The organism is Polaromonas sp. P1_F4 (assembly GCF_056405675.1).
Map to the genome: position 1 here is coordinate 58,058 of NZ_JBFUBP010000004.1, position 22,997 is coordinate 81,054.

Genomic DNA, 22,997 nt, shown 5'->3' on the forward strand with positions numbered 1-22,997 from the left:
GCCAGTCGTGCATTGTTGCGATGCACCAAATTCGGGCATTAAACTTGCTTATCTTGGTGCATGGCATTTGATCTGGACATTGGCTTCGCAACACTTGCGGGCCGCAAGAACACCAACGAAGACTTTTGCGCTGCGATGCTGCCCGAGGCGGGGCAGGAGGGTATGGGTTCCATCGTGGCGATTGCTGATGGCGTGAGCACAGGCGGCATGGGCCGGGAGGCGGCGCAGACCACCGTGACCAGCCTGGTCCGTGACTACTACGGCACGCCCGAAACGTGGGACACCACCGTGGCCCTGGACCGCATCATCGGGGCGCAAAACGCCTGGCTGGCGGGTATCAACCAGCGCCGCAGTCCGGCCATGGGCCTGACCACCCTCACGGCGCTGGTAATGCGCGGGCAGTCGTACACGCTGGCGCATGTCGGCGATTCGCGGGCCTATTTGCTGCGCGGCGGCAAAACCCAGCAGCTCACGCACGACCATGCAGTCAATCACCCGGACTTTCGGCACCAGTTGCTGCGTTCGGTGGGGGCCGAGGACCATGTGGTGGTGGACTACATGCAGGGTGACCTGCAGGTCGGTGACGTTTTTGTGTTGCTGACGGATGGCGTGCACGGCGTGGTGCGTGACGCGCGGCTGCAGGGCTTTGCCGATCTTGAGGAGGCTGGAGGTGCCCAGCTTGCAAGCCAGAACCTGGTCGAGGCGGCCCTGGCGGCAGGCAGCAACGACAACGTGACGGCCGTGGTGGTGCGGGTGCGCGGTTTGCTCGACGCAACACTGCAGGACGTCAACCGCATTGCGCAGACCCTGCCCATCCCGCCGCGTTTGAAGGTGGGCGATGTGATGGACGGCCTGAGCGTGACGGCGCCGGTGGCCGACAACGGCATCAATGTGCTGTATCAGGTGCGCGATCCCGCTACACGGGTGCTGTATGCCCTCAAGACGCTGCACCCTTCGAGGTCGCATGACGAAGAAGAGCGTGCCATGCTGGCCCACGAGGCCTGGCTGGCCATGCGCATGCAGTCGGGCCGGGCGGCGGAGCATCTGGTCAACCTTCATGAGCGCCTGCCGGGCGGGCAAGAGCGCAGTGCGTTTTACCTGCTGTATGACTGGCACAGCGGCGAGACACTTCAGCAGCAGCTTGACCGCCGCCACAAGTTCAGCGTGGAGCAGGTGCTGGGCGTGGCCACCCAGGCCGCGCGGGCCTTGGGCCGGCTGCACCGGCAGTGCGTCATTCATCGCGACATCAAGCCGGCCAACCTCCATCAGGGCGAAGATGGCGTGCTGCGGCTGCTGGATCTCGGCGTGGCATTGAGCGGACGTGAACCGGAGGCCATGCGAAAGCTGCACGCCGGTACGCCCAGCTTCATCAACCCCGAGCAGTGGGGCTTCAGCGCAAGCAGCGCAGATGGGCCGGAGGAGTTGCCCGATGCGCAAAGCGATTTGTTCGCGCTGGGTGTGACGCTGTACCAGTTGTTAACAGCCCGGCTTCCTTACGGTGAAGTGCTGCCCTACCAGGCCGGCCGGTATTACCGCGACCCGGTGGCACCCAGCCGCATCAACCCCGAAGTGCCGATCTGGCTGGACCACATCGTGCTCAAGGCCGTGGCGCGCGACAAGCGCAGGCGTTTTGAAACCGCCGAAGAATTGTTGCTGGCGCTGGAGCGGGGCGCCTCGCGGCCGCTGACGGCACCGCAGGCGACGCCCCTGATCCATCGGGATCCCGTGGTGTTGTGGAAATTGCTGCTGGGGGTGAGTGTGCTGGTCAATGTGTTGCTGATTTACTGGCTGCTGTTTTTGCCCAGGTAAGGTGATTGAGTATTGAATCGGTTTCTGGGGCAATGGGGACGGGCGCGAGTAGCTATTGAATTGATAGCGCGCACTTTGCTGAGGGTAGCTGGCCGGGCAACCCCCGGCCAGCGGCTTCAGCTAAAGGCGCATCCTCAAGCAGTCCGCGCCCGTCCACCTTTCTCCGCCCAGGTCCGTGTCCACCGAATTTGCATCACCCTCAGCATCACCAGCATGCCCAGCGACAGCGCCGCAAAAAAGAAGAACCCCCACATGTAAGTGCCCGCATATTGCTTGGAGATACCCATGGCATTGGGCACCAGGCCGCCGCCCAATGCGCCGATTTCCCCGATCATGGAGCCGGCCACCGCGGTGGCCAGGGGCCAGCGCAGCGGTACCAGCTGGAAAAGGGCGCCATTGCCTGCACCCAATGCGGCAAAGCACAGCATCACCAGCAAGGTGGTGGCCACCAGGGATTTGCTGGCCAGCCCGCATGCCACGAGTGTGACGGCGATGGTGAGCAGCACGACGCTCAAGGTATTCACGCCGCCCCAGCGGTCCGAGATCCAGCCGCCGAAGATGCGCAGCGCCGCGCCCATGAAAGCTGCCAGCATCGACAGCTGCCCGGCCTGCACCTTGCTGACGCCGAACTGGTCGTAGTAGTAGGAAGGCAAAAACGTCGCCAGCCCGATGAAACCGCCAAAACTCACGGCGTAGATCAGGCTGAAGGCCCAGCCGTCTTTTTCAAACAGGCAGGCCACGTGTTCGCGCAGGGTGGCGTGGCTGTCCACATCGTCGGGTTCTTTGGCAAAAAGAATCATCGCGATCATCGGCAGCAGCATGGCTACGGCGGCAATGCCGTAGACCGACTGCCAGCCGAAGCGCTGCGCCAGCGCCGGCGCGACAAGCACGGAGACAGCGGTGCCCACGTTGCCCGCACCGACCAGACCCATGGCCAAGCCCTTGTAGCGGGGAGGGAAGGAGCCCGAACCCAGGCTGAGCGCTACGCCGAAACTGGCGCCGGCAATGCCCAGCAGCACGCCCATGGCCAGCAGGCTGCTGTAGGAGTCGACCACGAAATAGCCGAACAGCAGCGCCACCATGATCAGGCCCATTTCCACCAGCGTGGCATTTTTGCGGCCAATGTACTGGGCCAGCACGCCCAGCGGAAAGCGCATCAGCGCACCGGCGAAGATGGGAACCGACAGCATCACGCCTTTTTCTGTGGGCGAGAGCTTGTAGGTTTCCGAAATGAAAGGCGCCATGGCGCCGTTCATGACCCAGATGCAGCACGAAAACGCGAAGTAGAAAAACGCTGCACCTAGTGTGGGCGCGTGGCCAGCCTTGAGAAAATTACGAAACCCCGCCATGGTGCAAGCTCTTTCTGTGAAGATGGTTGATTCACAGAAACAGTGCGAAAAGCATGCCAACTTGGGGCGCTAAAAATGCACCCTTGCAGCGCAATTTGGGCCTGAGTTGCGGTTTCTTTTGGTGCGGCGCACGCATTGCGTGCGCGCAGCCGTGCGAATCAACCAAGCCGACCGAGGTCGCGGGCTAGTTTTTGCGGTCCATGTCGACGCAGACCATCGCCGCGTAGTGGTTCCAGCGCAAGGTGATCACGTAGGGACGTTTGCGTACCCGGGCTTTCATGCCTTGCGCGCCCTGTAGCTTGATCGGCACTGAAATCTGCAGCTCGGACCCCAAAGCCTTGCGCGCATTGCCTGCCAGCGTATTGGCGATTTCACCCACTGCATCAAGCAGGTTGCCATCGCTCAGGTCGGTTTCATGCTGGAGCAGCAAAATCTCGCGCACCAGTTTCCCCGGCATGGACACCACCACATGTCCGTTGTGGCTTCCGGAAAAGGTCACGATGCCATTGAATTCAAAGGCTTCGATATCTCCCGTGCCGAGATAAGCCGAGGTGATCTGCGGCTCCTGCCGGGTCGTGATCTTGAGGTAATGCCGGATGGAGTCGACAAAAAGCTTGAGGTCGTTTTCGTTCAGTGTGGCCATCGCAGTGTCCTTAGCGCACGTCTGCAACGTCGAGCAATGCAATCTGCAGCTCTTCGTCGGTAAAGGGTTTGGCAACAAATCCGCGGGCGCCCAGCTTGAGCGCCTGGATGGCGGTTGATTTGTCGCTGAGGGCGCTGACCACCAGTATCTTGATGGATGGGTCGAACTTCAGCAATGCGGTGATGCATTCAATGCCGTCCATCTCGGGCATGGTCAGGTCCATGGTGACGACCTCGGGGCGGGTTGCCCGGGCCAGCCGCACGGCTTCAAGGCCGTTTTTGGCCAGGCCTGCGAGCACCACGCCCTTGATGCCGCCGTTTTGCACCACTCTCGAAATCCGGGTCCGGATCATGTTGGAGTCGTCAACAATCAGCAGTCGCATGGAGAAGCTCCTGTGTGGGGTTTGTGATGGCCATTGCTGGATTGCTTCAGGAAAATTCAGGAAAAAGAAACCTTGAATTCGGTGTGCTGGCCGGGCGTGCTGGAGAGCAGCAGGCGCGCGCCGAGACTCTGAACGTTGGATTGCACCAGATCCAGGCCCACGCCGCGGCCTGCGTGGCGGGAGGTGGCACCGGCCGTGGAAAAGCCCGGCTTGAAAATATGCGCAACGATCTGCTGCTCACTAAAGCTTTGCAGCTGCTCAGGCGTGTACCAGCCCAATTCAAGCAGACGGCGGCGAACGTCGGCCGCATTCAGGCCCGCGCCGTCATCGCGCACGCTGAGCTGCCACTGGCCGTCTTCGTTCCGGGTGAGGTTGACGGCGATCCGCCCGGCCTCCGCCTTGCCCGCAGCGCGCCGTACGGAGGGAGCTTCCACGCCGTGCACCACGGCGTTACGCAGCAGCTGGATGGCGATTTCGCGCAGCAGATTCATCTTGTCGGCCGGCATGTCCTGGGCACTGCCCATACGCACCTCGGCATCCACGCGTTTGCCGCAGTCGGTGCCGACCTCGTTCGCCAGCTGGGTCAGCACGGCGTTCAGTCCTTGCGATGCGGAACCGTCCGGGGCGGGCGCCGTGTCACCGCCTGAGCGCTTCTGGCCCAGCGCCTTGAAGGCGCCGACCTTGGCCAGCAGGTCCTCGAGCGGCAAAGGCAGGGCCAGCAGAGCGTCGCCGGTGGCGGCGCCGTTGTCCTTGAGCTTTTGCAACTCGCTTTCGAACTGATGGGCCAGTGTGGCCAGGATTTCCAGTCCGAGCGATGCTGCGTCGCCCTTGAAGGCGTGGATGCGGCGGTAGGCGCCGTCCACAGCTTTGAGCACCTGGACTTCCGAGGCGGCCGATGAAGTGCTTCGCAGCAGGTCGTTGACTTCCAGCAGGGACGCTTCGGCTCGCTCTACAAAGGCGCGCATCATGGCCGGCTCCGTCTCGAAAGCCTTGAGCATCATGGACAGCTCTTTTTGCGAGCGCTGGCGTTCGCCGGTCAACCGGGCCTGCAACTCGACCTTTTGCGTGATGTCCTGTACGGTGACCAGCAGGTGCCGCACCGTGGCGCCGTCCTGCACCCGGTTGAAATGGAAAGAAAGATAGCGCTTGGTGTCCTGGCCCAGCCGGTTCCTGACGGTGAGTTCCACCTCCGACAGCGGGTTGATGCCCTGGATCAGCTGCTCCTTGACGTGTGGAGAGAACAGCAACTCGACATAGTCCCGCGCATCGGTCAATGCCTTGTCGGAAACCAGGGTGGACAGCTGGTAGAAAAAGTTTTGCCCGGGCGCGAGTGTTTTGCCGAACAGCGCGTGGGTCGAGCGGGACAACTGGGAGCCGAGCTGGTGCTGGGGGGTCAGCAGGAACAGGCCTTCGCGCACGCTGGCGAGAATTTCCCGGTTTTCTTCGGTGGCAGCTTCAATCGCGGCGTCTGAAGTTTTCAGGCGGCGCAGGAACTTGAACAGAATGAAGGCGAAATTCAGCAGTGCCAGCACGATGCCGACGGTTTGCACCATGCGCAGCACGCTGGCGCGCGAGGCGCCGATCTGCTGCGTTTCCGTGACGAAGTCGTTGGCAACGCCCAGCAGTTTGATGTTGTTGGCCTGGCTGTAGGCCAGTGCGGCGGCCAGTTCCGTCTGCGTGAAGCCGTCGCCGGCAAGTAGGGGCTGGAGCAGCTCGAAGTAGGGCTTCCACAGCGCATCCACCTTGTCCTCCAGCTCGCGGCCCCGGCTGGACACCACGGGCTCCAGGTACACCGGTTTGCCGTCGCCGCCGGGAATGGTGCCGCCTTCGCGGAATGCGACATGGGAGGCCTGGAAGATCTTTGCGCCTGAACGCAGCTCGGCCAGTGTCTCGGGCTTGTAAGGCGTGCCCGCCACCCGCATGGCGTCGAGTTCGAGCAGGGTCCGTGCGACACGCTGCGAAACATAGCGCTGGCGGCCGGAAAGGTTGATGGCCACGGTGTCCTGGTCGATCTTGAACGAGGTGTAGAAGTTCAGGACCAGCACCCCCAAGTCAAACAGCAGGAAAAGCGCGACCGCGATGATGATTTCGCGGTACTTCCCGAGCGAGGCGAGGCTGCTAGAGCGCGCAGGCCGTGTGCGGGCCGGTGCGCCATGGGCGATTCTGTCGGCGCCGGGGATTGGCAAAACTGCAGACATTGGAAACCTCCTGCTTGGTTGTTTAGTCGCGGGCCACCGCAGAACCGGCTTTGCCGGGCTGCTGGTGGCGCCCCCTCGAGGGGGAGGCGCCAAAGGCGCTTCGGGGGCGAGTCTTTACTCAGGCTGCTTTTTCGACGTGACCCTGGCGGGTGTAAAGGAAATCGATCACGGCTTTGCGGTAACCCAGGTAGCGGATGTCTTCGGCCAGCGCCACGCGGGAACGCGGGCGGGGCAGTTCCACCGGCAGCACTTCGCCGATCGTGGCGGCGGGACCGTTGGTCATCATCACAATGCGGTCGCTCAGCAGCACGGCTTCGTCGACGTCATGGGTCACCATGACCACCGTGCTTTGCGTGGTGGCGACGATTTGCAGCAGTTCGTCCTGCAGCTTGGCGCGGGTCAGGGCGTCAAGGGCACCGAAAGGCTCGTCCAGCAGCAACACCTTGGGTTCCATCGACAGCGCGCGTGCAATGCCGACGCGTTGCTTCATGCCGCCCGAAATCTCGCCGGGACGTTTTTGCGCAGCCGGCGTCAGTCCGACCATGGCCAGTGCGGCGTCGGTGCGGGCCTTGAGTTGCGCCTTGCTTTCGGTGGCTGAGAACACGCGCTCGACAGCGAGGTAGACATTTTCAAAGCAGGTGAGCCAGGGCAGCAGCGAATGGTTCTGGAATACGACAGCGCGCTCGGGGCCGGGTCCGGCAATCTCGCGGTTGGCGCACAGCAGGCTGCCCTCTGTCGGCGTGGTCAGGCCAGCAATCAGATTGAGCAGCGTGGATTTGCCGCAGCCTGAATGGCCGATCAGTGTGACGAACTCGCCTTTGGCGACCGTGAGGTTGATGTTCTGCAGTGCGCAGAACGGCCCCTTTTTGGTCTTGAAGGTTTGCTCGACGCCCTGGATTTCGATGTATTTGGTGGTGAAAGAGGTCATGGCGATTCCTTAATTTTTCACTTCTTCGAAGGTAAAAGCCGTGGCCAGCTTGATGAGGGCGAACTCCAGCACCAGCCCGACGATGCCGATCACGAAGATCGCGATGATGATGTTCTTGACGTTGAGGTTGTTCCACTCGTCCCAGACCCAGAAGCCGATGCCGACGCCGCCGGTCAGCATCTCGGCCGCGACGATGACGAGCCAGGCGGTGCCCACGGCAAGGCGCACGCCGGTCAGCATGTAAGGCAGCACGGCGGGAAAGAGGATCTTGGTGACGATCTTCCACTCGCTGAGGTTGAGCACACGCGCCACGTTCATGTAGTCCTGGGGCACGCGCTGCACGCCGACTGCCGTGTTGATGATCATCGGCCAGATGGAGCAGATGAAGATGGTCCAGATGGCTGCGGGGTTGGCGCCCTTGAAGACCAGCAGACCAATCGGCAACCAGGCCAGCGGCGAGACCGGGCGCAGCAGGCTGATCAGCGGGTTGAACATGCGGCTCAGAAAGTTGAAGCGCCCGATCATGAAGCCGACCGGTATGCCGACGACAGCCGCCATGCCGAAGCCCATGGCCACGCGCTTGAGCGAAGACAGCACGTTCCAGCCCACGCCCTGGTCGTTGGGCCCCTTGCTGTAGAACGGATCACTGAAGATCTGCACCGCCTGCACAAAGGTGTCTTTGGGCGAGGGAATGCTGCCGGCCGTGCCCATGAAAACCAGTTCCCAGATCAGCACCAGCAAACCCAGGCCCAGGAGGGGGGGCAGGACGCTGAGCCAGAGCCAGGAGGCATCGCCGGATGGCTTGGTGATGGGGGTGGGTTTTGTTGGAGCGTTCATGCTGTTTTGGGCTGTAGTGCCCGTTGGATGAGCGCCACCAGCTATCGAATTGATAGCGGCAGCATCTCTGGGCCTTTCGTTGCTGCGGCTTGCCGGGGTTGCCGCCTCCAGCGGGTTGTGAAATACGGCACTGACCATGGCGTCACCTCTTTACGTAGGAAGGTTGGGTGGGGTGTAGCGTGGATATCGCGTGGGTGTTCAGGCGTGAACCTTGAAACTGTCGGCGTATTTTTTCGGGTCCTTGCCGTCCCACACGGTGCCGTCCATCAGTTTGCTGCTGCGCATGATGTCTTTGGGAACGCTGGCCTTGGCCGCCGTGGCTGCCTGCTTGTAGACGTCGATGTGGTTGATTTGCTTGGCAATGCCCAGGTAGTCGGGGTGATCCTTGATCAGGCCCCAGCGCTTGTGCTGTGTGAGGAACCACATGCCGTCGGACAGGTAAGGGAAGCTCACCGCACCGTCGTTGTAGAACTTCATGTAGTTCGGGTCGTCCCAGGTCTTGCCCATGCCGTTCTGGTAGCGGCCCAGGATGCGCTGGTTGATGGCGTCCACGCTGGTGTTGACGTAGCTCTTGTCGGCCACGGTCTCGGCCATCTTGTTTTTGTTGGAGAGGCTGGCGTCAATCCACTTGCCGGCTTCGATGATGGCGGCGGTCACGGCACGCGCGGTGTTGGGGTATTTCTTGACGAAGTCGGCGGTGGTGCCTAGTACTTTTTCTGGGTGGTCCTTCCAGACGTCCTGGGTGGTCACGGCGGTCACGCCGATGCCGTCGATGATGGCGCGGTGGCCCCAAGGCTCGCCCACGCAGAAGCCGTCCATGTTGCCCACGCGCATGTTGGCCACCATCTGCGGCGGCGGCACGGTGATGACTTTGGCATCCTTCATCGGATTGATGCCGTTGGCAGCCAGCCAGTAGTAGAGCCACATGGCGTGGGTGCCGGTGGGGAAGGTCTGGGCGAAGGTGTATTCGCGCTTGTCGGTCGCCATGAGCTTGGCCAGGCCCGCGCCGTCGACCGCGCCTTTGTCGGCGAGCTTTTTGGACAGTGTGATGGCCTGGCCGTTGTTGTTCAGGGTCATCAGCACGGCCATGTCTTTCTTGGGGCCGGCGGTACCCATGTGGACGCCGTAGACCAGGCCGTAGAGCACGTGGGCGAAGTCCAGTTCGCCGTTGACCAGCTTGTCGCGCACACCGGCCCAGCTGGCTTCCTTGGTCGGGATGATCTTGACGCCGTATTTCTGGTCAATGCCCAGCACCGAGGCCATGACCACGGAGGCGCAGTCGGTCAGTGGAATGAAGCCGATCTTCACTTCCTTCTTCTCTGGTGCGTCTGAGCCCTGGGCATAGACGGCAGCGCGCAGGGCGGGGTTGATGCCCACGGCGCCCACGGCTGCGGCCTGCAGTACTGTGCGGCGTGTCAGCGAAGATTTCAGCAGTTCAGTCATGTCAGCGGCTCCTGAGAGTTAAAAACAAAAGACAAAAACAAAAAAGGCGCTCGACCCGGGCAACACGTTGAACGTGATGCAGGGTGCGAACGCCTTTGTTCCTTGGGGCACCACACACTTCGCCATTGAAGTGCTGTGCCGGTTGGCCATCTTTGACCAATGCCTAGGGCATTGCAAAAGCTGTGCCAGCGATGCTGAGTGCTGTGAAAGAGAGTCGCTTTGAGAAGGGAAAGTGCCCCGGATGCACTGCCTGCACCAGTGGCTGCGGGGAAAGGCGGTGCGAGGCGGTGGTTTGATGTTTGCACCGTATTTGTGCGGCGCACCAATTGGGGGTTACCTGACGTCAGGCCCGGGATTCATCCCAGCAAATCCAGGGCGTCGAGCATGCGCTGGGCGACTTCGCCCAGCCGCAGTCCCTTGTCCATCGCTGCCTTGCGCAGCTTTTCGAAGGCAGCCTGTTCGGTCAGGCCCTGGCGCTGCATCAGCATGCCCTTGGCCCGGTCTATGACTTTTCGGTCATGCAGCTCTGTTTTGGCGTGTGCCAGTTCCTTGCGCAGGCCCTGCTCGTGTTCAAAGCGCGCCATGGCCACATCCAGGATGGGGCGGATTCGATCCGGGGAAAGGCCGGCCACCACATAGGCCGACACGCCGGCGGCGACGGCATCCTTCACGTGGCTGGTGTCGTTGTCGTTGGTGAACAGCACGATGGGCCGCCGGGCGTCCCGCGTCGCCATCACCACATGCTCCAGCGAATCGCGGGCCTCGCTTTCGGCGTCCACGATGATCATGTCGGGTTGCAGTTGCGCCAGGCGCTCATCCAGGAAGGTATCGGCGGGGAGCACCGCGACGATGTTGTAACCGTTTTCCAGCAGGCCGATGCGCAGCTGGCGCGAGCGCTCGGCCAGCTCCCGTGCATGGGCGTCATCGGACACGGACTCCAGCAGGTCCGGGGCGATGATGACAAGGCGCAGGGATTGGGACGGTGTCATGGGGGAACTTGTGCAAGAACCGTGCCCCTGCCGACTCCGCGGCCCTGCTGGTATGGGGAGTTCTCTCCAAACCTTACACTTCAAAGATGAGAGTTCTTGGAATCGAATCGAGTTGCGATGAAACCGGCGTGGCGCTGGTGGATGCCAGCGGCAGCGGGGTGCCGCGTTTGCTGTCACACGCGCTGTTCAGCCAGATTGACATGCACCAGGCTTATGGCGGTGTGGTGCCGGAACTGGCCAGCCGGGACCATATCCGGCGCGTTTTGCCGTTGACCCACCAGGTGATGGCGGAGGCGGGCAGCAACCTTGCACAGGTAGATGTGGTGGCCTATACGCGGGGCCCCGGGCTTGCGGGGGCACTGCTGGTGGGGGCGGGGGTGGCTTGCTCGCTGGCGGCTGCACTGGGCAAACCGGCCATGGGTGTGCACCACCTGGAGGGGCATCTGCTCTCGCCTTTTTTAAGTGCCGACCCGCCCGAGTTTCCCTTTGTGGCGCTGCTGGTGTCGGGCGGCCACACGCAGCTGATGCGGGTGGATCGTGTGGGCAGCTACGAATTGCTGGGGGAAACCATTGACGACGCGGCCGGCGAGGCCTTTGACAAGTCGGCCAAGCTGATGGGCCTGCCTTATCCTGGAGGGCCTCATCTGTCGAAGCTGGCTGAGGGCGGTGACGGCGCAGCCTTCAAGCTGCCACGGCCCTTGCTGCACAGCGGCGATCTGGATTTTTCCTTTGCCGGGCTCAAAACCGCGGTGCTGACGCAGGCCAAAAAACTGGGTGCTGAGCTGGACAGCCGCAAGGCTGACCTGGCGGCCTCTACGCAGGCGGCCATCGTTGAAGTGCTGGTGAAAAAGTCACTGGCTGCCATGGTGCAAACCGGACTGAAGCGTTTGGTAGTGGCCGGCGGTGTGGGGGCAAATGCCTTACTGCGCAGCCAGCTCAACGCCGTATGCAAACAACGCGGTATTCGGGTGCATTACCCCGAACTGCACTTGTGCACCGACAACGGCGCCATGATTGCCCTGGCGGCCGGAATGCGGCTGCAGGCGGGGCTTGAAACGCTTCAGCGCGGCTACACGTTTGATGTGAAGCCGCGCTGGAATCTTTCTGAATTTCAGGCGGCACCAGCCTGAGCCGTGCCGCTTGAAGCCTGGACGATTCGGTTACTGGATATCGAGAGTGGTCACGTTGCTGACCGGAATTTTCTTTCCCAGTGTCAGGGTCAGCACGCCGTTCTCGAGCTTGGCGGTGCTGGTGGCGGTATCGATTTCCAGGGGGAAGCGCCATGCAGCTTTGACCTGGCGGGCTGCGCCTTCCTTGCTTGCAACACGAACCACGTCGCCTTCGATGCTGATGTCCAGCTGTTCGCGGGCCACGCCGGGAACGTCAAGTTGCAAAGAGTAGGCTTTCTCAAGGTCTTCCACGTTGGCTGCCTTGGCGGCGCCGGTGTCAGACAGCGAAGAGAAGGTGTCATTGAGGAATTTTTCCAGGGCACCGTTGCTCACGACGGGCGCGTAGTGGCGATGAAAGGCGCGGGCAGGGCGGTTGGCGAGAGAGTAAAACATGGCTATTCCTTGATGGATGAACAAGGGGTGTTTTCCCCTTACACTGCGCGGCGCTCACCGTGATTGCCGCATGCACCCCAGTTAGGTGTGCAAGCGGTTTATTCAAGCCAAATCAGGCAAAAGACCAGGGTCTATTTTTTTATGCAGAAACACTTGAAACGCTTCCTCATGGCCTTATGTCTTTGCGCCTCGGCGGCGGCGTTCGCGCAGACCGCAAGCCAGCCGCCTGTGCCGGCACCTGTTCGTATTGCGCTGATCGAAAGCCTTTCAGGCGCGTTCGCCAATACCGGCGAGGCGGTGTTCCGAAACCTCGTCTGGGCTACTGAGCGCGTCAATGCGCGTGGCGGCGTGAAGCTGGCGGGCGGGCCGCGCAACCTGGTGGTTGAGCGCTATGACAACAAGGGCCAGAACGAAGAGGCGCTGGCGGCATTGCGCTCGGCGATCGACGACGGCGTGACCATCATTGCACAGGGCAATTCATCCGCGATTGCGGCTGTGCTGATCGATGCCATCAACAAGCACAACGAACGTGAGCCGAACAAGCGTGTGCTGTTCCTCAATTACTCGGCGGTCGACCCGATCCTGACAAATGAAAAGTGCAGCTACTGGCATTTCCGCTTTGATGCGCACGCGGACATGCGCATGGCCGCGCTCATGGATGTGCTCCGGGACGACAAGGCGCTCAAAAGCATTTACCTGATAGGCCAGGATTACAGTTTCGGGCAGGCCGTGTTGCGCGAGGCACGCAAACAACTGGGCGCGCAGCGACCCGACGTGCAGATCGTGGGCGACGAGTTGCACGCGCTGGGCCGCGTCAAGGACTTCATTCCCTATGCCGCGAAGATCAAGGCCAGCGGAGCGCAGGCAGTGCTCACGGGCAACTGGGGTAACGACCTGACACTGCTGATCAAGGCGGCAAGGGAAGTCGGTTACGAGGGCAAGTTCTACACCTTCTACGGCAACGCACTGGGCGTGCCGGGCGCGCTGGGCGATGCCGGCGTAGGCAAGGTGATCGCGGTGGCCGACTGGTTCCCGAATGAGGCGGGCGCGCAGTCCGAAGCCTTCTACCAATCCTTTCGCCAGCGCTTTCCCAAGCCGCAGGACGACTATGTGCACATGCGCATGCAGCTCATGGTTGAGGCGCTGGCCCAAAGCCTTGACAAAGCGGGCAGTGCTGACGCCGGCGCGGTGGCGGCGCAGCTGGAGCGTAGTTCGGTCACCTTCGTGGGCCACAAAGGCGCGATGCGCTCGGCCGACCACCAGTTCCAGCAGCCGCTGCTTGTGGCACTGATGGGCAAGCAGGGCTCGTCGGGTGTGAAATTTGATGTCGAGGGCTCGGGCTACGGCTTTCGCGTCATCAAGACTATTTCGCCCGAAAAGGCCGAGCAGCCCAACAGCTGCAAGATGGTCCGGCCCTGAGTTCAAATGGGCTGATTGAACAATTGATTGAAGCCGGCACAGGCGGACGGACTATCCATGAGAAAAACTGTTTTAGATCTTGAAGAATCGATGATCCGCCAGGTGGCCAACGCGGGCATGGGTCGCGATGACGTCCTCAAGTTCTGGTTTGGCGAGAGCGATGAGGTCACGCCCGCCTTTATCCGCGATGCGGCGGCTGCGTCGTTGCAGCAGGGCGAGACTTTTTATGCGCAAAACCTGGGCTTGCCACAGCTGCGGGAGGCTATTGCCAATTACGCGACGGGCCTGCGCTGTGTGGGGGCCGCGCCGATCACGGCCGAACGCATTGCGGTGACCTCAGGCGGCGTCAACGCGCTGATGCTGGCGGTGCAGGCGCTGGTGGATGCCGGCGACGAAGTCGTGGCCGTGACGCCTGTCTGGCCCAACCTGACGGCCCAGCCGGCCATCATGGGCGCGCAGGTCAAATGCGTCAGCCTCAAGCCGGTGGCAGGCGAATGGCGGCTTGACGTGGCCGAACTGCTGGCCGCCATCACGCCGAAAACCAAACTACTCATCGTCAACGCGCCCAACAATCCCACTGGCTGGACGCTGTCACGCGCCGAACAGGAGGTCATCCTGGCGCATTGCCGCAAGACGGGCACCTGGATTCTGGCGGACGAGGTCTATGAACGGCTTTATTACGAGCCCACCCCTAATGGTTGCGCCCCCAGTTTTCTGGATATCGCCGCGCCCGAGGATCGGCTGGTGGTCGTTCACAGCTTTTCCAAGAGCTTTTTGATGACTGGGTGGCGCCTGGGCTGGCTGGTGATGCCGGCTGCCATGACGCCACACATGGGCAAGCTGGTGGAGTTCAATACCTCCTGTGCCCCGGTGTTCGTGCAACGGGCCGGTCTGGTGGCCATCGAGCGGACGGCCGATATCACGCCCCGGGTGGTTGCCCATCTGAAAACCTGCCGCGACACCTTGGTGCCGCTGCTACAGGCCGTGCCGGGCGTGCAGTTGGCACCGGCCAAGGGCGGCATGTACGCCTTTTTCCGCCTGGAAGACCAGGCGCGCTTCGGGGACTCTCTGGAGACCGCCAAGCGCCTGGTGGTGGAGGGGGGCTTGGGCCTGGCACCCGGCAATGCATTCATGGTCAATCCAGGTCCAGAGGCCCAGGGCTGGCTGCGCTGGTGCTTCGCCAGCCAGGACGTGGACAGGCTGGGGCAGGGGGTTGGCCGCCTCAGGCATTGGCTTGGGCTATAATCCAAGGCTCTGCGCAGTTTGAGGCTCTTTTTGGGCCTTTTTCATGCCGGAACACGACGAAAGCGGTTTATTCACTCCCATGTCGGGAACGCTGCTTCGCTCGCAAGCGCACCTCGGTGCAAGAAAGAGAAAACATGATTGCAAAATCAATCAAGGCCGAAATCGTTCAGGCCAACGCACGTGCCGCCGGCGACACCGGCAGCCCTGAAGTTCAAGTGGCGCTACTGACCGGCCGCATCAACGAACTGACCCCCCATTTCAAGGCCAACGCCAAGGATCACCATGGCCGCCGCGGTCTGCTGCGCATGGTGAGCCGCCGCCGCAAGCTGCTGGACTACCTGAAGTCCAAAGATGCCGAACGTTACACCGCGCTGATCGCCAAGCTTGGCTTGCGCAAGTAATCGGTAAAAACGATTTGAAAGCGCCTGAGTTAGTTCACTAGCTCAGGCGCTTTTTACTTCGGAGCAAGGCAAAACGAGCACGCGCTGTGTCATTCCACAAGAAAAGCCCTGGTCAGACCCCTGATCCAGGCATTTTGTGGAATGGCATCGTGTTCAGCCAGCCGCCGCTCCGGGCCTCCCGCACTGCCTCAAGTGCGTGAATTTAGTGGAGATAAGAACATGAGCATTTTCAACAAAGTCACCAAGTCTTTCCAATGGGGCCAGCACAAGGTCACGATGGAAACCGGCGAAGTCGCACGCCAGTCCAGCGGCGCAGTCATCGTTGACATGGACGGCACCGTGGTGCTGGCCACCGTCGTCGCCAAGACCGATGCCAAGCCCGGCCAGGATTTCTTCCCCCTGACCGTTGACTACCTTGAGAAAACCTACGCCGCCGGCCGCATTCCCGGCAGCTTCTTCAAGCGCGAAGGCCGCCCCAGCGAATTCGAAACGCTGACTTCCCGCCTGATCGACCGCCCGATCCGCCCGCTGTTCCCCGAAGGCTTCTTCAACGAAGTGCAGGTCGTGATCCATGTGCTGTCGCTGAACCCGGAAGTCGAAGGCGACATCCCCGCACTGATCGCCTCCAGCGCCGCCCTGTCGATCTCCGGCATCCCGTTCAACGGCCCCATCGGCGCCGCACGCGTGGCCTACATCGATGGCCAGTACGTTCTGAACCCCGGCAAGACCCAGCTCAAGGATTCGAAGATGGACCTCGTCGTGGCCGGCACTGAAGCCGCTGTGCTGATGGTCGAGTCCGAAGCCCAGCAACTGTCCGAAGAAATCATGCTCGGCGCCGTGGTGTTCGGCCATGAGCAGGGCAACATCGCCATTAACGCGATCCACGAACTCGTGCGCGACGCCGGCAAGCCGGTCTGGGACTGGAAAGCCCCCGCCAAGAACGAGCCGCTGATCGCCAAGGTCAACGAACTCGCCGGCGCCAAGCTGCAAGCCGCTTACCAGATCCGCGCCAAGCAAGCCCGTACGCAAGCCTGTCGCGTGGTGACCTCCGACGTGATGGCCGCACTGAAGGCTGACGGCGTTGAATTCGACGGTGTGGCCGTTGAAGGCATGCTGTTCGACATCGAAGCCAAGATCGTCCGCAGCCAGATCCTGGCCGGCGAGCCCCGTATCGACGGCCGCGACACGCGCACCGTGCGCGCGATTGAAATCCGCAACAGCGTGCTGCCACGCACCCACGGTTCTGCCCTCTTCACGCGCGGCGAAACCCAGGCTCTGGTCGTTACCACGCTGGGTACCGAGCGCGACGCGCAGCGCATCGATGCGCTGTCGGGCGACTACGAAGACCGCTTCATGCTGCACTACAACATGCCTCCGTTCGCCACCGGTGAAACCGGCCGTGTTGGTTCGCCAAAACGCCGCGAGATTGGTCATGGGCGGCTTGCGAAGCGCGCGCTGATCGCCGTGCTGCCCACAAAAGAAGAATTTCCGTACACCATGCGTGTGGTGTCAGAGATCACCGAGTCCAATGGCTCCTCGTCGATGGCTTCGGTTTGCGGCGGCTGCCTGTCGCTGATGGACGCCGGGGTGCCGATGAAAGCCCATGTGGCCGGTATCGCCATGGGCCTGATCAAGGAAGACAACCGCTTTGCCGTGCTGACCGACATCCTGGGTGACGAAGATCATCTGGGTGACATGGACTTCAAGGTTGCGGGCACCACCTTCGGTATCACCGCACTGCAGATGGACATCAAGATCCAGGGCATCACCAAGGAAATCATGCAGGTCGCGCTGGCCCAGGCCAAGGAAGCCCGCATGCACATCCTGGGCAAGATGCAGGAAGCCATGGGCGAAGCCAAGGCTGAAGTGTCCGACTTCGCCCCGCGCCTCTATGTCATGAAGATCAACCCCGAGAAGATCCGCGACGTGATCGGGAAGGGCGGCGCCGTCATCCGCGCGCTGACCGAAGAAACCGGCACGCAGATCAACATCGAGGAAGACGGCACCATCACCATCGCCTCGAACGACAGCGCCAAGGCTGATGAAGCCAAGCGCCGCATCGCCGAGATCACCGCTGAAGTCGAAATCGGCAAGGTGTATGAAGGCCCGGTCACCAAGATTCTGGATTTCGGCGCACTGATCAACCTGTTGCCCGGCAAGGACGGCCTGTTGCACATCAGCCAGATTGCCCACGAGCGCGTCGAGAAGGTCACCGACTACCTGAGCGAAGGCCAGATCGTCAAGGTCAAGGTTCTGGAAACCGACGAAAAAGGCCGCGTCAAGCTGTCGATGAAGGCCCTGCTGGACCGCCCGGCCCAGGACCAGGACCGGGGCTGATCAATATCTGCTATTGATTTTGTAGCTGCCTGCGCTCTTGTACAGAGGGCTGGCGGCTCAAATGACCTTGATACGCCATGAAAGTTGTTGAAATTACCTCCTACGGCAAGCCTGAGGTGTTGCGTCTGGCTGATCGCCCGGCGCCCATCGAAGGTTCTGGCGAGGTAGTGATCCGCGTGAGCGCCAGTGGCGTCAACCGCCCTGATGTTCTTCAGCGAATGGGTCACTACCCGGTACCGCCCGGGGCGTCCGATATCCCCGGGCTTGAAGTCGCGGGTGTGATCGTGTCCGGCGATGCCGTTGCCATGGCCGCAGCCGGCCTCAAAATCGGTGGCCGTGTCTGCGCGCTGGTTGCGGGTGGCGGCTATGCCGAATTGTGTGTTGCGCCGGTTGGGCAGTGCCTGCCGGTGCCTTCAGGGCTGAGCGACATCGAGGCGGCATCTCTGCCCGAGACGTTTTTCACCGTCTGGAGCAATGTGTTTGAGCGCGCTTACCTGCAGCCGGGCGAAACCTTGCTGATCCAGGGCGGCTCCAGCGGCATCGGCGTCACGGCCATCCAGATCGCCAAGGCCCTGGGAGTCACGGTGCTGGTGACGGCCGGCAGCGACGAAAAATGCGCTGCCTGTGTTGCCTTGGGCGCGGACCATGCCATCAACTACAAAACCAGCGACTTTGCAGAAGAGGCGAAGAAGCTGACGGGTGGACGTGGCGTCAACGTCATTCTCGACATGGTGGCCGGCGGCTACGTGGCGCGCGAGGTCGAGTGCCTTGCAGACGACGGCCGATTGGTCATCATTGCGATACAGGGCGGGGTCAAGTCCGAGATCAATGCGGGATTGGTATTGCGCAAGCGATTGACCGTCACCGGTTCAACCCTGCGTGCGCGATCTGTTGAATTCAAGAGCGCCATTGCGAATGCATTGAAGAATAAGGTGTGGCCACTGCTTGCGAGCGGTGCTGTCAAGCCGGTGATTCACAGCACGTTTGCGGCGGCTGATGCGGCCAAGGCGCATGCATTGATGGAGTCCAACCAGCATGTCGGCAAAATCGTTTTAACCTGGTCACCGACACCATGAAGAAGCTTATTGCTGGTAACTGGAAGATGAACGGCGGCATGGAGGCCAACGCGGCCTTGCTGGATGCCCTGGCGAGCGGGCTGGCCAGTCCTCCGACATGCGAGGTGGCGGTTTGTGTTCCCGCGCCTTACCTGGCGCAGGTTCAGCTATTGCGAGCTGCAAAACCCGGCCTGTCTGCCATTGAACTGGGCGCGCAGGATGTGTCCGCTCATGCCAGTGGCGCCTATACGGGTGAAGTCAGTGCCGCCATGCTCAAGGAATTTGGTTGCCGTTTCGCCATTGTTGGTCACTCGGAGCGCCGCCAGTATCACGGCGAGACTGATGCGATGGTCGCCGACAAGGCAAAATCTGCACTGGCCTGCGGTGTTATCCCCATCGTTTGTGTTGGCGAAACGCTGGCCGAACGTGATGCAGGCCATACCGAGGAAGTCGTGAAGCGGCAGCTCGCGGCGGTCATCCACGCCAATGGCCACTGCATCAGCGAAATCGTGGTGGCCTACGAACCGGTATGGGCGATTGGTACCGGCAAGACAGCGACCCCGCAAGAGGCGCAGGCTGTGCACCTGGTGCTGCGCAGCCAATTGAAGGCGGCAACCGACCAGTTTGCCCGCGTGAAAATCCTGTATGGCGGCAGCATGAATGCGGCCAACGCGGCAACGCTGCTGGCCCAGCCCGATATCGACGGCGGCCTGATTGGCGGTGCCTCGCTCAAAGCCCCCGATTTTTTGACAATTATTGCTGCAGCCCGCAACTGACGAGCGCAGAACGCTATTAATTTAGGAGTAGATATGAACGTTGTATTAACCATTGTCCTCGCCGTGCAAATGCTCTCGGCACTCGGCATGATTGGCCTGATCCTGGTGCAACACGGCAAGGGCGCAGACATGGGCGCGGCATTTGGCAGCGGCGGTTCGGGCAGTCTTTTTGGCGCCAGCGGCAGTGCCAATTTCCTGTCACGCACTACCGGCGTTCTCGCCGCGTTGTTTTTTGCCTGCACCTTGCTGCTTGCTTACTTTGGCAATGCCCCGGCACGCACCAGCTCCAGCGTTCTGGAAGGGGCCGCCGTGACCGCTCCGGCGCCGGCAGCTGCAGCTTCCGGTGCGGCCCAGATTCCGGGAACCTCTGCACCTGCGGGCACCGGCACGGCAGTTCCTGTCCCACCCGCGCCTGCCGCATCCGGTGCTGCGCAAATCCCGACGAAATAACGAGATTTTGCTGTTGCCCGCAGTCGGGTGCAGCAATATTTCGGGGTAAACTCTAAGACTGTCTGGAAAGCCAAAACCGCAAGGTTCCTCATGCCATCCAGGCAGTTAAATACCGCGGACGTGGTGAAATTGGTAGACACGCTATCTTGAGGGGGTAGTGCCGAAAGGTGTGCGAGTTCGAGTCTCGCCGTCCGCACCAGATTGACATGCATCGGCAGCAATGCTCCGGCACTGCTGTCGGCTCAAACGGCAAGCTGAAGTAAACCGCGCAAGTGGCTTTTCAGAAGTTGAATCCACGATGAACCTCGATCAATACCTTCCTGTTCTTTTGTTTATTCTGGTGGGTGTGGGTGTCGGTGTGGTGCCTCAGGTCCTGGGGCGTTTGTTGGGCCCTGTGCGTCCCGACAGCGAAAAAAATTCCCCTTACGAATGCGGCTTCGAAGCTTTCGAAGATGCCCGCATGAAATTCGATGTGCGCTACTACCTGGTCGCCATCCTCTTCATTCTTTTTGACCTCGAAATCGCGTTTCTTTTTCCCTGGGCCGTGGCGCTCAAGGAAATCGGCCCCGTCGGTTTCTGGTCCGTCATGATTTTCCTGGGCATTCTGGTCGTGGGCTTTGTCTACGAGTGGAAAAAGGGTGCGCTGGACTGGGAATAAGAAGCTAAGAATCCCGAGGGTTCTCTAGGCGGGTCACGCCACAAAGGTACGGGTATGTCACTTGAAGGTGTTTTCAACGAAGGCTTCATGACCACGAGTTACGACTCGGTGGTGAACTGGGCCAAGACGGGTTCGCTCTGGCCCATGACGTTCGGCCTGGCCTGCTGCGCCGTCGAAATGATGCATGCGGGCGCGGCGCGGTACGATCTGGACCGTTTCGGCATGTTGTTTCGTCCCAGCCCGCGCCAGTCCGACCTGATGATCGTGGCCGGCACGCTGTGCAACAAGATGGGCCCGGCCTTGCGCAAGGTGTACGACCAGATGTCCGAGCCGCGCTGGGTGTTGTCCATGGGCTCGTGCGCCAATGGCGGCGGCTATTACCACTACAGCTACTCCGTGGTTCGAGGCTGCGACCGTATCGTGCCGGTGGACGTCTATGTGCCCGGCTGCCCGCCCACGGCCGAAGCTCTGATGTACGGCATCATCCAGTTACAGCAGAAAATTCGTCGCACCAACACGATTGCGAGGGCATAAGACATGTCCTCTTCTCCTGTTTCCATGGAGCAACTCGCCGAAACGATTCACGCCGTGCTCGGCGACAAGGTCAAAAGCCTGAAGACTGCTCTGGGTGAAATCACTCTCACGGTCGCCGCTGCTGATTATCTTGCGGCCGCAATCCTGCTGCGCGATGCGCCCGGTTGCCGATTCGAGCAGCTCATTGATCTGTGCGGTGTCGACTATTCCGAATACAAGGACGGCCAATACGACGGTTTGCGCTATTGCGTGGCGTCGCATCTGCTGTCCGTCAGCCTTAACCAGCGCGTTCGCCTCAAGGTGTTTTGCCCCGACGACGACTTTCCTGTGGTGGATTCGCTCAACGGCATCTGGAACTCGGCCAACTGGTTCGAGCGCGAAGCCTTCGACCTCTACGGCATCATCTTCGAAGGCCACAACGACCTGCGCCGCATCCTGACCGACTACGGTTTCATTGGCCACCCTTTCCGCAAGGACTTCCCCACGTCGGGCCATGTGGAGATGCGCTACGACCCCGAACAAAAGCGCGTGATTTATCAGCCGGTCACCATCGAGCCGCGCGAGATCACTCCCCGTGTGATTCGCGAAGACAACTACGGCGGCTTGCAATGAGTAGCCCCCACGCTTGCCACTTCGTGTGCTTCGCTGCCCCCCGAGGGGGTTTGCCTTGCTTGGGGCGGCCCGGCGCGGCGGCAGGGCACCGGTTTTACAGAGTTTGATACCCCACATGGCTGAAATCAAAAACTACACGCTCAACTTTGGGCCACAGCATCCCGCTGCGCACGGTGTGTTGCGCCTGGTGCTCGAGCTTGACGGCGAAGTCATCCAGCGCGCCGACCCGCATATCGGCTTGCTGCACCGCGCGACCGAAAAGCTCGCCGAAAGCAAGACCTACATCCAGTCGCTGCCCTACATGGACAGGCTGGACTATGTCTCGATGATGTCCAACGAGCACGCCTACTGCCTGGCCATTGAGAAGCTGCTCGGCGTCGACGTGCCGGTGCGCGCTCAGTACATCCGCGTGATGTACGCCGAAATCACGCGTCTGCTCAACCACCTGCTGTGGCTGGGCGCACACGGTTTCGACTGCGGCGCAATGAACATCCTGATTTACTGTTTCCGCGAACGCGAGGCGCTGTTCGACATGTACGAGGCCGTGTCCGGCGCGCGCATGCATGCGGCCTACTTCCGCCCGGGCGGCGTCTACCGTGATCTGCCCGACAGCATGCCGCAGTACCGCGTCAGCAAGGTCAAGAACGCCAAGGCCATCGCGGCGCTCAATGAAAACCGCCAGGGTTCGCTGCTTGACTTCATCGAGGACTTCAGCAACAAATTCCCGGGTTACGTCGATGAGTACGAAACCCTGCTGACCGACAACCGCATCTGGAAGCAGCGCACGGTCGGCGTGGGCGTCGTCTCGCCGGAGCGCGCTCTCAACCTCGGCTTCACCGGCCCCATGCTGCGGGGCTCGGGTTTTGCCTGGGACCTGCGTAAGCAGCAGCCCTACGACGTCTACGACAAGATGGACTTCGACATCCCGGTCGGCAAGACCGGCGACTGCTATGACCGTTACCTGGTCCGCATCGAAGAGATGCGTCAGTCCAACCGCATCATCAAGCAGTGCATTGACTGGCTACGCGTGAACCCCGGTCCCGTGATCACCAGCAACCACAAGGTTGCCGCGCCCGACCGCGAATCCATGAAGACCAACATGGAAGAGCTGATTCACCACTTCAAGCTCTTCACCGAAGGTTTCCACGTGCCCGAAGGCGAAGCCTATGCGGCGGTCGAGCACCCCAAGGGCGAGTTCGGTATCTATATCGTCAGCGACGGCGCCAACAAGCCTTATCGCCTGAAAATCCGTCCGCCGGGTTTCCCGCACCTCGCGGCCATGGACGAAATGTCGCGCGGCCACATGATCGCCGACGCCGTCGCCGTGATCGGCACCATGGATATTGTGTTCGGTGAAATTGACCGGTAAT

Annotated in this window: 22 protein-coding genes and 1 tRNA gene; 14 read left to right on the plus strand and 9 right to left on the minus strand. The window is 61.3% G+C overall.

The window, feature by feature from the left end:
* Positions 1-60: 60 nt before the first annotated feature.
* On the plus strand, positions 61-1,809 hold the full coding sequence (locus AC1DYQ_RS10010; protein ID WP_477686669.1) for a bifunctional protein-serine/threonine kinase/phosphatase: 1,749 nt from the start codon (positions 61-63) through the stop codon (positions 1,807-1,809).
* A 134-nt stretch (positions 1,810-1,943) separates the two neighbouring features.
* On the opposite strand, the gene AC1DYQ_RS10015 is transcribed toward AC1DYQ_RS10010, so the two are convergent.
* From AC1DYQ_RS10015 to AC1DYQ_RS10050, 8 genes are all read right to left on the minus strand, one after another.
* Positions 1,944-3,158: an MFS transporter gene (locus AC1DYQ_RS10015; protein WP_457279081.1), complete on the minus strand. Its 1,215-nt coding sequence runs from the start codon at positions 3,156-3,158 to the stop codon at positions 1,944-1,946.
* 184 nt (positions 3,159-3,342) lie between these two features.
* Positions 3,343-3,801, minus strand: coding sequence for a chemotaxis protein CheX (locus AC1DYQ_RS10020; RefSeq protein WP_431097274.1), 459 nt, complete (start codon positions 3,799-3,801; stop codon positions 3,343-3,345).
* A 10-nt stretch (positions 3,802-3,811) separates the two neighbouring features.
* Positions 3,812-4,183: a response regulator transcription factor gene (locus tag AC1DYQ_RS10025; RefSeq protein ID WP_457279080.1), complete on the minus strand. Its 372-nt coding sequence runs from the start codon at positions 4,181-4,183 to the stop codon at positions 3,812-3,814.
* A gap of 56 nt (positions 4,184-4,239) precedes the next feature.
* Positions 4,240-6,381 carry an ATP-binding protein gene (locus AC1DYQ_RS10030; protein WP_477686670.1) on the minus strand — a complete coding sequence of 714 codons (2,142 nt, stop codon included), beginning with the start codon at positions 6,379-6,381 and terminating at the stop codon, positions 4,240-4,242.
* 118 nt (positions 6,382-6,499) lie between these two features.
* Complete coding sequence (locus AC1DYQ_RS10035; protein WP_477686671.1) at positions 6,500-7,309, minus strand: ABC transporter ATP-binding protein; 810 nt, start codon at positions 7,307-7,309, stop codon at positions 6,500-6,502.
* A 9-nt stretch (positions 7,310-7,318) separates the two neighbouring features.
* Positions 7,319-8,284, minus strand: a complete 966-nt coding sequence (gene ntrB, locus AC1DYQ_RS10040; protein ID WP_477686672.1) for a nitrate ABC transporter permease — start codon at positions 8,282-8,284, stop codon at positions 7,319-7,321.
* A gap of 60 nt (positions 8,285-8,344) precedes the next feature.
* Positions 8,345-9,589, minus strand: a complete 1,245-nt coding sequence (locus AC1DYQ_RS10045) for a CmpA/NrtA family ABC transporter substrate-binding protein (RefSeq protein ID WP_457279076.1) — start codon at positions 9,587-9,589, stop codon at positions 8,345-8,347.
* Positions 9,590-9,945: 356 nt separating this feature from the next.
* Positions 9,946-10,578, minus strand: coding sequence for an ANTAR domain-containing response regulator (locus tag AC1DYQ_RS10050; protein WP_477648113.1), 633 nt, complete (start codon positions 10,576-10,578; stop codon positions 9,946-9,948).
* Between the two features lie 86 nt (positions 10,579-10,664).
* Here AC1DYQ_RS10050 and tsaD point away from each other — a divergent pair, with 86 nt between their 5' ends.
* On the plus strand, positions 10,665-11,708 hold the full coding sequence (gene tsaD, locus AC1DYQ_RS10055) for a tRNA (adenosine(37)-N6)-threonylcarbamoyltransferase complex transferase subunit TsaD (protein ID WP_477686673.1): 1,044 nt from the start codon (positions 10,665-10,667) through the stop codon (positions 11,706-11,708).
* Positions 11,709-11,738: 30 nt separating this feature from the next.
* On the opposite strand, the gene AC1DYQ_RS10060 is transcribed toward tsaD, so the two are convergent.
* A complete protein-coding gene (locus AC1DYQ_RS10060; RefSeq protein WP_477686674.1) occupies positions 11,739-12,140 on the minus strand; it encodes an Hsp20/alpha crystallin family protein in 402 nt (133 codons plus the stop codon).
* Positions 12,141-12,281: 141 nt separating this feature from the next.
* Here AC1DYQ_RS10060 and AC1DYQ_RS10065 point away from each other — a divergent pair, with 141 nt between their 5' ends.
* From AC1DYQ_RS10065 to AC1DYQ_RS10120, 12 genes are all read left to right on the plus strand, one after another.
* Positions 12,282-13,559: a branched-chain amino acid ABC transporter substrate-binding protein gene (locus AC1DYQ_RS10065; RefSeq protein ID WP_477686675.1), complete on the plus strand. Its 1,278-nt coding sequence runs from the start codon at positions 12,282-12,284 to the stop codon at positions 13,557-13,559.
* A 57-nt stretch (positions 13,560-13,616) separates the two neighbouring features.
* Positions 13,617-14,804 (plus strand): pyridoxal phosphate-dependent aminotransferase, encoded by a 1,188-nt coding sequence (locus AC1DYQ_RS10070; RefSeq protein ID WP_477686676.1) that lies wholly within the window; start codon positions 13,617-13,619, stop codon positions 14,802-14,804.
* Between the two features lie 134 nt (positions 14,805-14,938).
* Entirely contained in the window at positions 14,939-15,205 is a 267-nt protein-coding gene (gene rpsO, locus AC1DYQ_RS10075) for a 30S ribosomal protein S15 (RefSeq protein WP_348046953.1), read from the plus strand.
* A gap of 219 nt (positions 15,206-15,424) precedes the next feature.
* Entirely contained in the window at positions 15,425-17,542 is a 2,118-nt protein-coding gene (gene pnp / locus AC1DYQ_RS10080) for a polyribonucleotide nucleotidyltransferase (RefSeq protein WP_477686677.1), read from the plus strand.
* A gap of 77 nt (positions 17,543-17,619) precedes the next feature.
* Entirely contained in the window at positions 17,620-18,618 is a 999-nt protein-coding gene (locus AC1DYQ_RS10085) for an NAD(P)H-quinone oxidoreductase (RefSeq protein WP_477686678.1), read from the plus strand.
* A complete protein-coding gene (gene tpiA / locus AC1DYQ_RS10090) occupies positions 18,615-19,373 on the plus strand; it encodes a triose-phosphate isomerase (protein WP_477686679.1) in 759 nt (252 codons plus the stop codon). Before AC1DYQ_RS10085 ends, tpiA begins: the two co-directional genes overlap by 4 nt.
* 33 nt (positions 19,374-19,406) lie before the next feature.
* Positions 19,407-19,823 carry a preprotein translocase subunit SecG gene (gene secG, locus AC1DYQ_RS10095; protein WP_457279067.1) on the plus strand — a complete coding sequence of 139 codons (417 nt, stop codon included), beginning with the start codon at positions 19,407-19,409 and terminating at the stop codon, positions 19,821-19,823.
* A gap of 114 nt (positions 19,824-19,937) precedes the next feature.
* Positions 19,938-20,022, plus strand: a tRNA-Leu gene (locus AC1DYQ_RS10100).
* Between the two features lie 99 nt (positions 20,023-20,121).
* Positions 20,122-20,481, plus strand: a complete 360-nt coding sequence (locus tag AC1DYQ_RS10105) for an NADH-quinone oxidoreductase subunit A (RefSeq protein ID WP_007864471.1) — start codon at positions 20,122-20,124, stop codon at positions 20,479-20,481.
* A gap of 54 nt (positions 20,482-20,535) precedes the next feature.
* Complete coding sequence (locus AC1DYQ_RS10110) at positions 20,536-21,015, plus strand: NuoB/complex I 20 kDa subunit family protein (RefSeq protein WP_007864469.1); 480 nt, start codon at positions 20,536-20,538, stop codon at positions 21,013-21,015.
* 3 nt (positions 21,016-21,018) lie between these two features.
* Complete coding sequence (locus AC1DYQ_RS10115; protein ID WP_477686680.1) at positions 21,019-21,627, plus strand: NADH-quinone oxidoreductase subunit C; 609 nt, start codon at positions 21,019-21,021, stop codon at positions 21,625-21,627.
* A gap of 115 nt (positions 21,628-21,742) precedes the next feature.
* Entirely contained in the window at positions 21,743-22,996 is a 1,254-nt protein-coding gene (locus AC1DYQ_RS10120; RefSeq protein WP_457279065.1) for an NADH-quinone oxidoreductase subunit D, read from the plus strand.
* The last annotated feature ends 1 nt before the right edge of the window (position 22,997 follow it).

Excerpts from the sequence above, each read along its gene's own strand:
- AC1DYQ_RS10010 (WP_477686669.1), top strand. The coding sequence starts at position 61 with ATGGCATTTGATCTGGACATTGGCTTCGCAACACTTGCGGGCCGCAAG.
- AC1DYQ_RS10015 (WP_457279081.1), bottom strand. The coding sequence starts at position 3,158 with ATGGCGGGGTTTCGTAATTTTCTCAAGGCTGGCCACGCGCCCACACTA.
- AC1DYQ_RS10020 (WP_431097274.1), bottom strand. The coding sequence starts at position 3,801 with ATGGCCACACTGAACGAAAACGACCTCAAGCTTTTTGTCGACTCCATC.
- AC1DYQ_RS10025 (WP_457279080.1), bottom strand. The coding sequence starts at position 4,183 with ATGCGACTGCTGATTGTTGACGACTCCAACATGATCCGGACCCGGATT.
- AC1DYQ_RS10030 (WP_477686670.1), bottom strand. The coding sequence starts at position 6,381 with ATGTCTGCAGTTTTGCCAATCCCCGGCGCCGACAGAATCGCCCATGGC.
- AC1DYQ_RS10035 (WP_477686671.1), bottom strand. The coding sequence starts at position 7,309 with ATGACCTCTTTCACCACCAAATACATCGAAATCCAGGGCGTCGAGCAA.
- ntrB (WP_477686672.1), bottom strand. The coding sequence starts at position 8,284 with ATGGTCAGTGCCGTATTTCACAACCCGCTGGAGGCGGCAACCCCGGCA.
- AC1DYQ_RS10045 (WP_457279076.1), bottom strand. The coding sequence starts at position 9,589 with ATGACTGAACTGCTGAAATCTTCGCTGACACGCCGCACAGTACTGCAG.
- AC1DYQ_RS10050 (WP_477648113.1), bottom strand. The coding sequence starts at position 10,578 with ATGACACCGTCCCAATCCCTGCGCCTTGTCATCATCGCCCCGGACCTG.
- tsaD (WP_477686673.1), top strand. The coding sequence starts at position 10,665 with ATGAGAGTTCTTGGAATCGAATCGAGTTGCGATGAAACCGGCGTGGCG.
- AC1DYQ_RS10060 (WP_477686674.1), bottom strand. The coding sequence starts at position 12,140 with ATGTTTTACTCTCTCGCCAACCGCCCTGCCCGCGCCTTTCATCGCCAC.
- AC1DYQ_RS10065 (WP_477686675.1), top strand. The coding sequence starts at position 12,282 with ATGCAGAAACACTTGAAACGCTTCCTCATGGCCTTATGTCTTTGCGCC.
- AC1DYQ_RS10070 (WP_477686676.1), top strand. The coding sequence starts at position 13,617 with ATGAGAAAAACTGTTTTAGATCTTGAAGAATCGATGATCCGCCAGGTG.
- rpsO (WP_348046953.1), top strand. The coding sequence starts at position 14,939 with ATGATTGCAAAATCAATCAAGGCCGAAATCGTTCAGGCCAACGCACGT.
- pnp (WP_477686677.1), top strand. The coding sequence starts at position 15,425 with ATGAGCATTTTCAACAAAGTCACCAAGTCTTTCCAATGGGGCCAGCAC.
- AC1DYQ_RS10085 (WP_477686678.1), top strand. The coding sequence starts at position 17,620 with ATGAAAGTTGTTGAAATTACCTCCTACGGCAAGCCTGAGGTGTTGCGT.
- tpiA (WP_477686679.1), top strand. The coding sequence starts at position 18,615 with ATGAAGAAGCTTATTGCTGGTAACTGGAAGATGAACGGCGGCATGGAG.
- secG (WP_457279067.1), top strand. The coding sequence starts at position 19,407 with ATGAACGTTGTATTAACCATTGTCCTCGCCGTGCAAATGCTCTCGGCA.
- AC1DYQ_RS10105 (WP_007864471.1), top strand. The coding sequence starts at position 20,122 with ATGAACCTCGATCAATACCTTCCTGTTCTTTTGTTTATTCTGGTGGGT.
- AC1DYQ_RS10110 (WP_007864469.1), top strand. The coding sequence starts at position 20,536 with ATGTCACTTGAAGGTGTTTTCAACGAAGGCTTCATGACCACGAGTTAC.
- AC1DYQ_RS10115 (WP_477686680.1), top strand. The coding sequence starts at position 21,019 with ATGTCCTCTTCTCCTGTTTCCATGGAGCAACTCGCCGAAACGATTCAC.
- AC1DYQ_RS10120 (WP_457279065.1), top strand. The coding sequence starts at position 21,743 with ATGGCTGAAATCAAAAACTACACGCTCAACTTTGGGCCACAGCATCCC.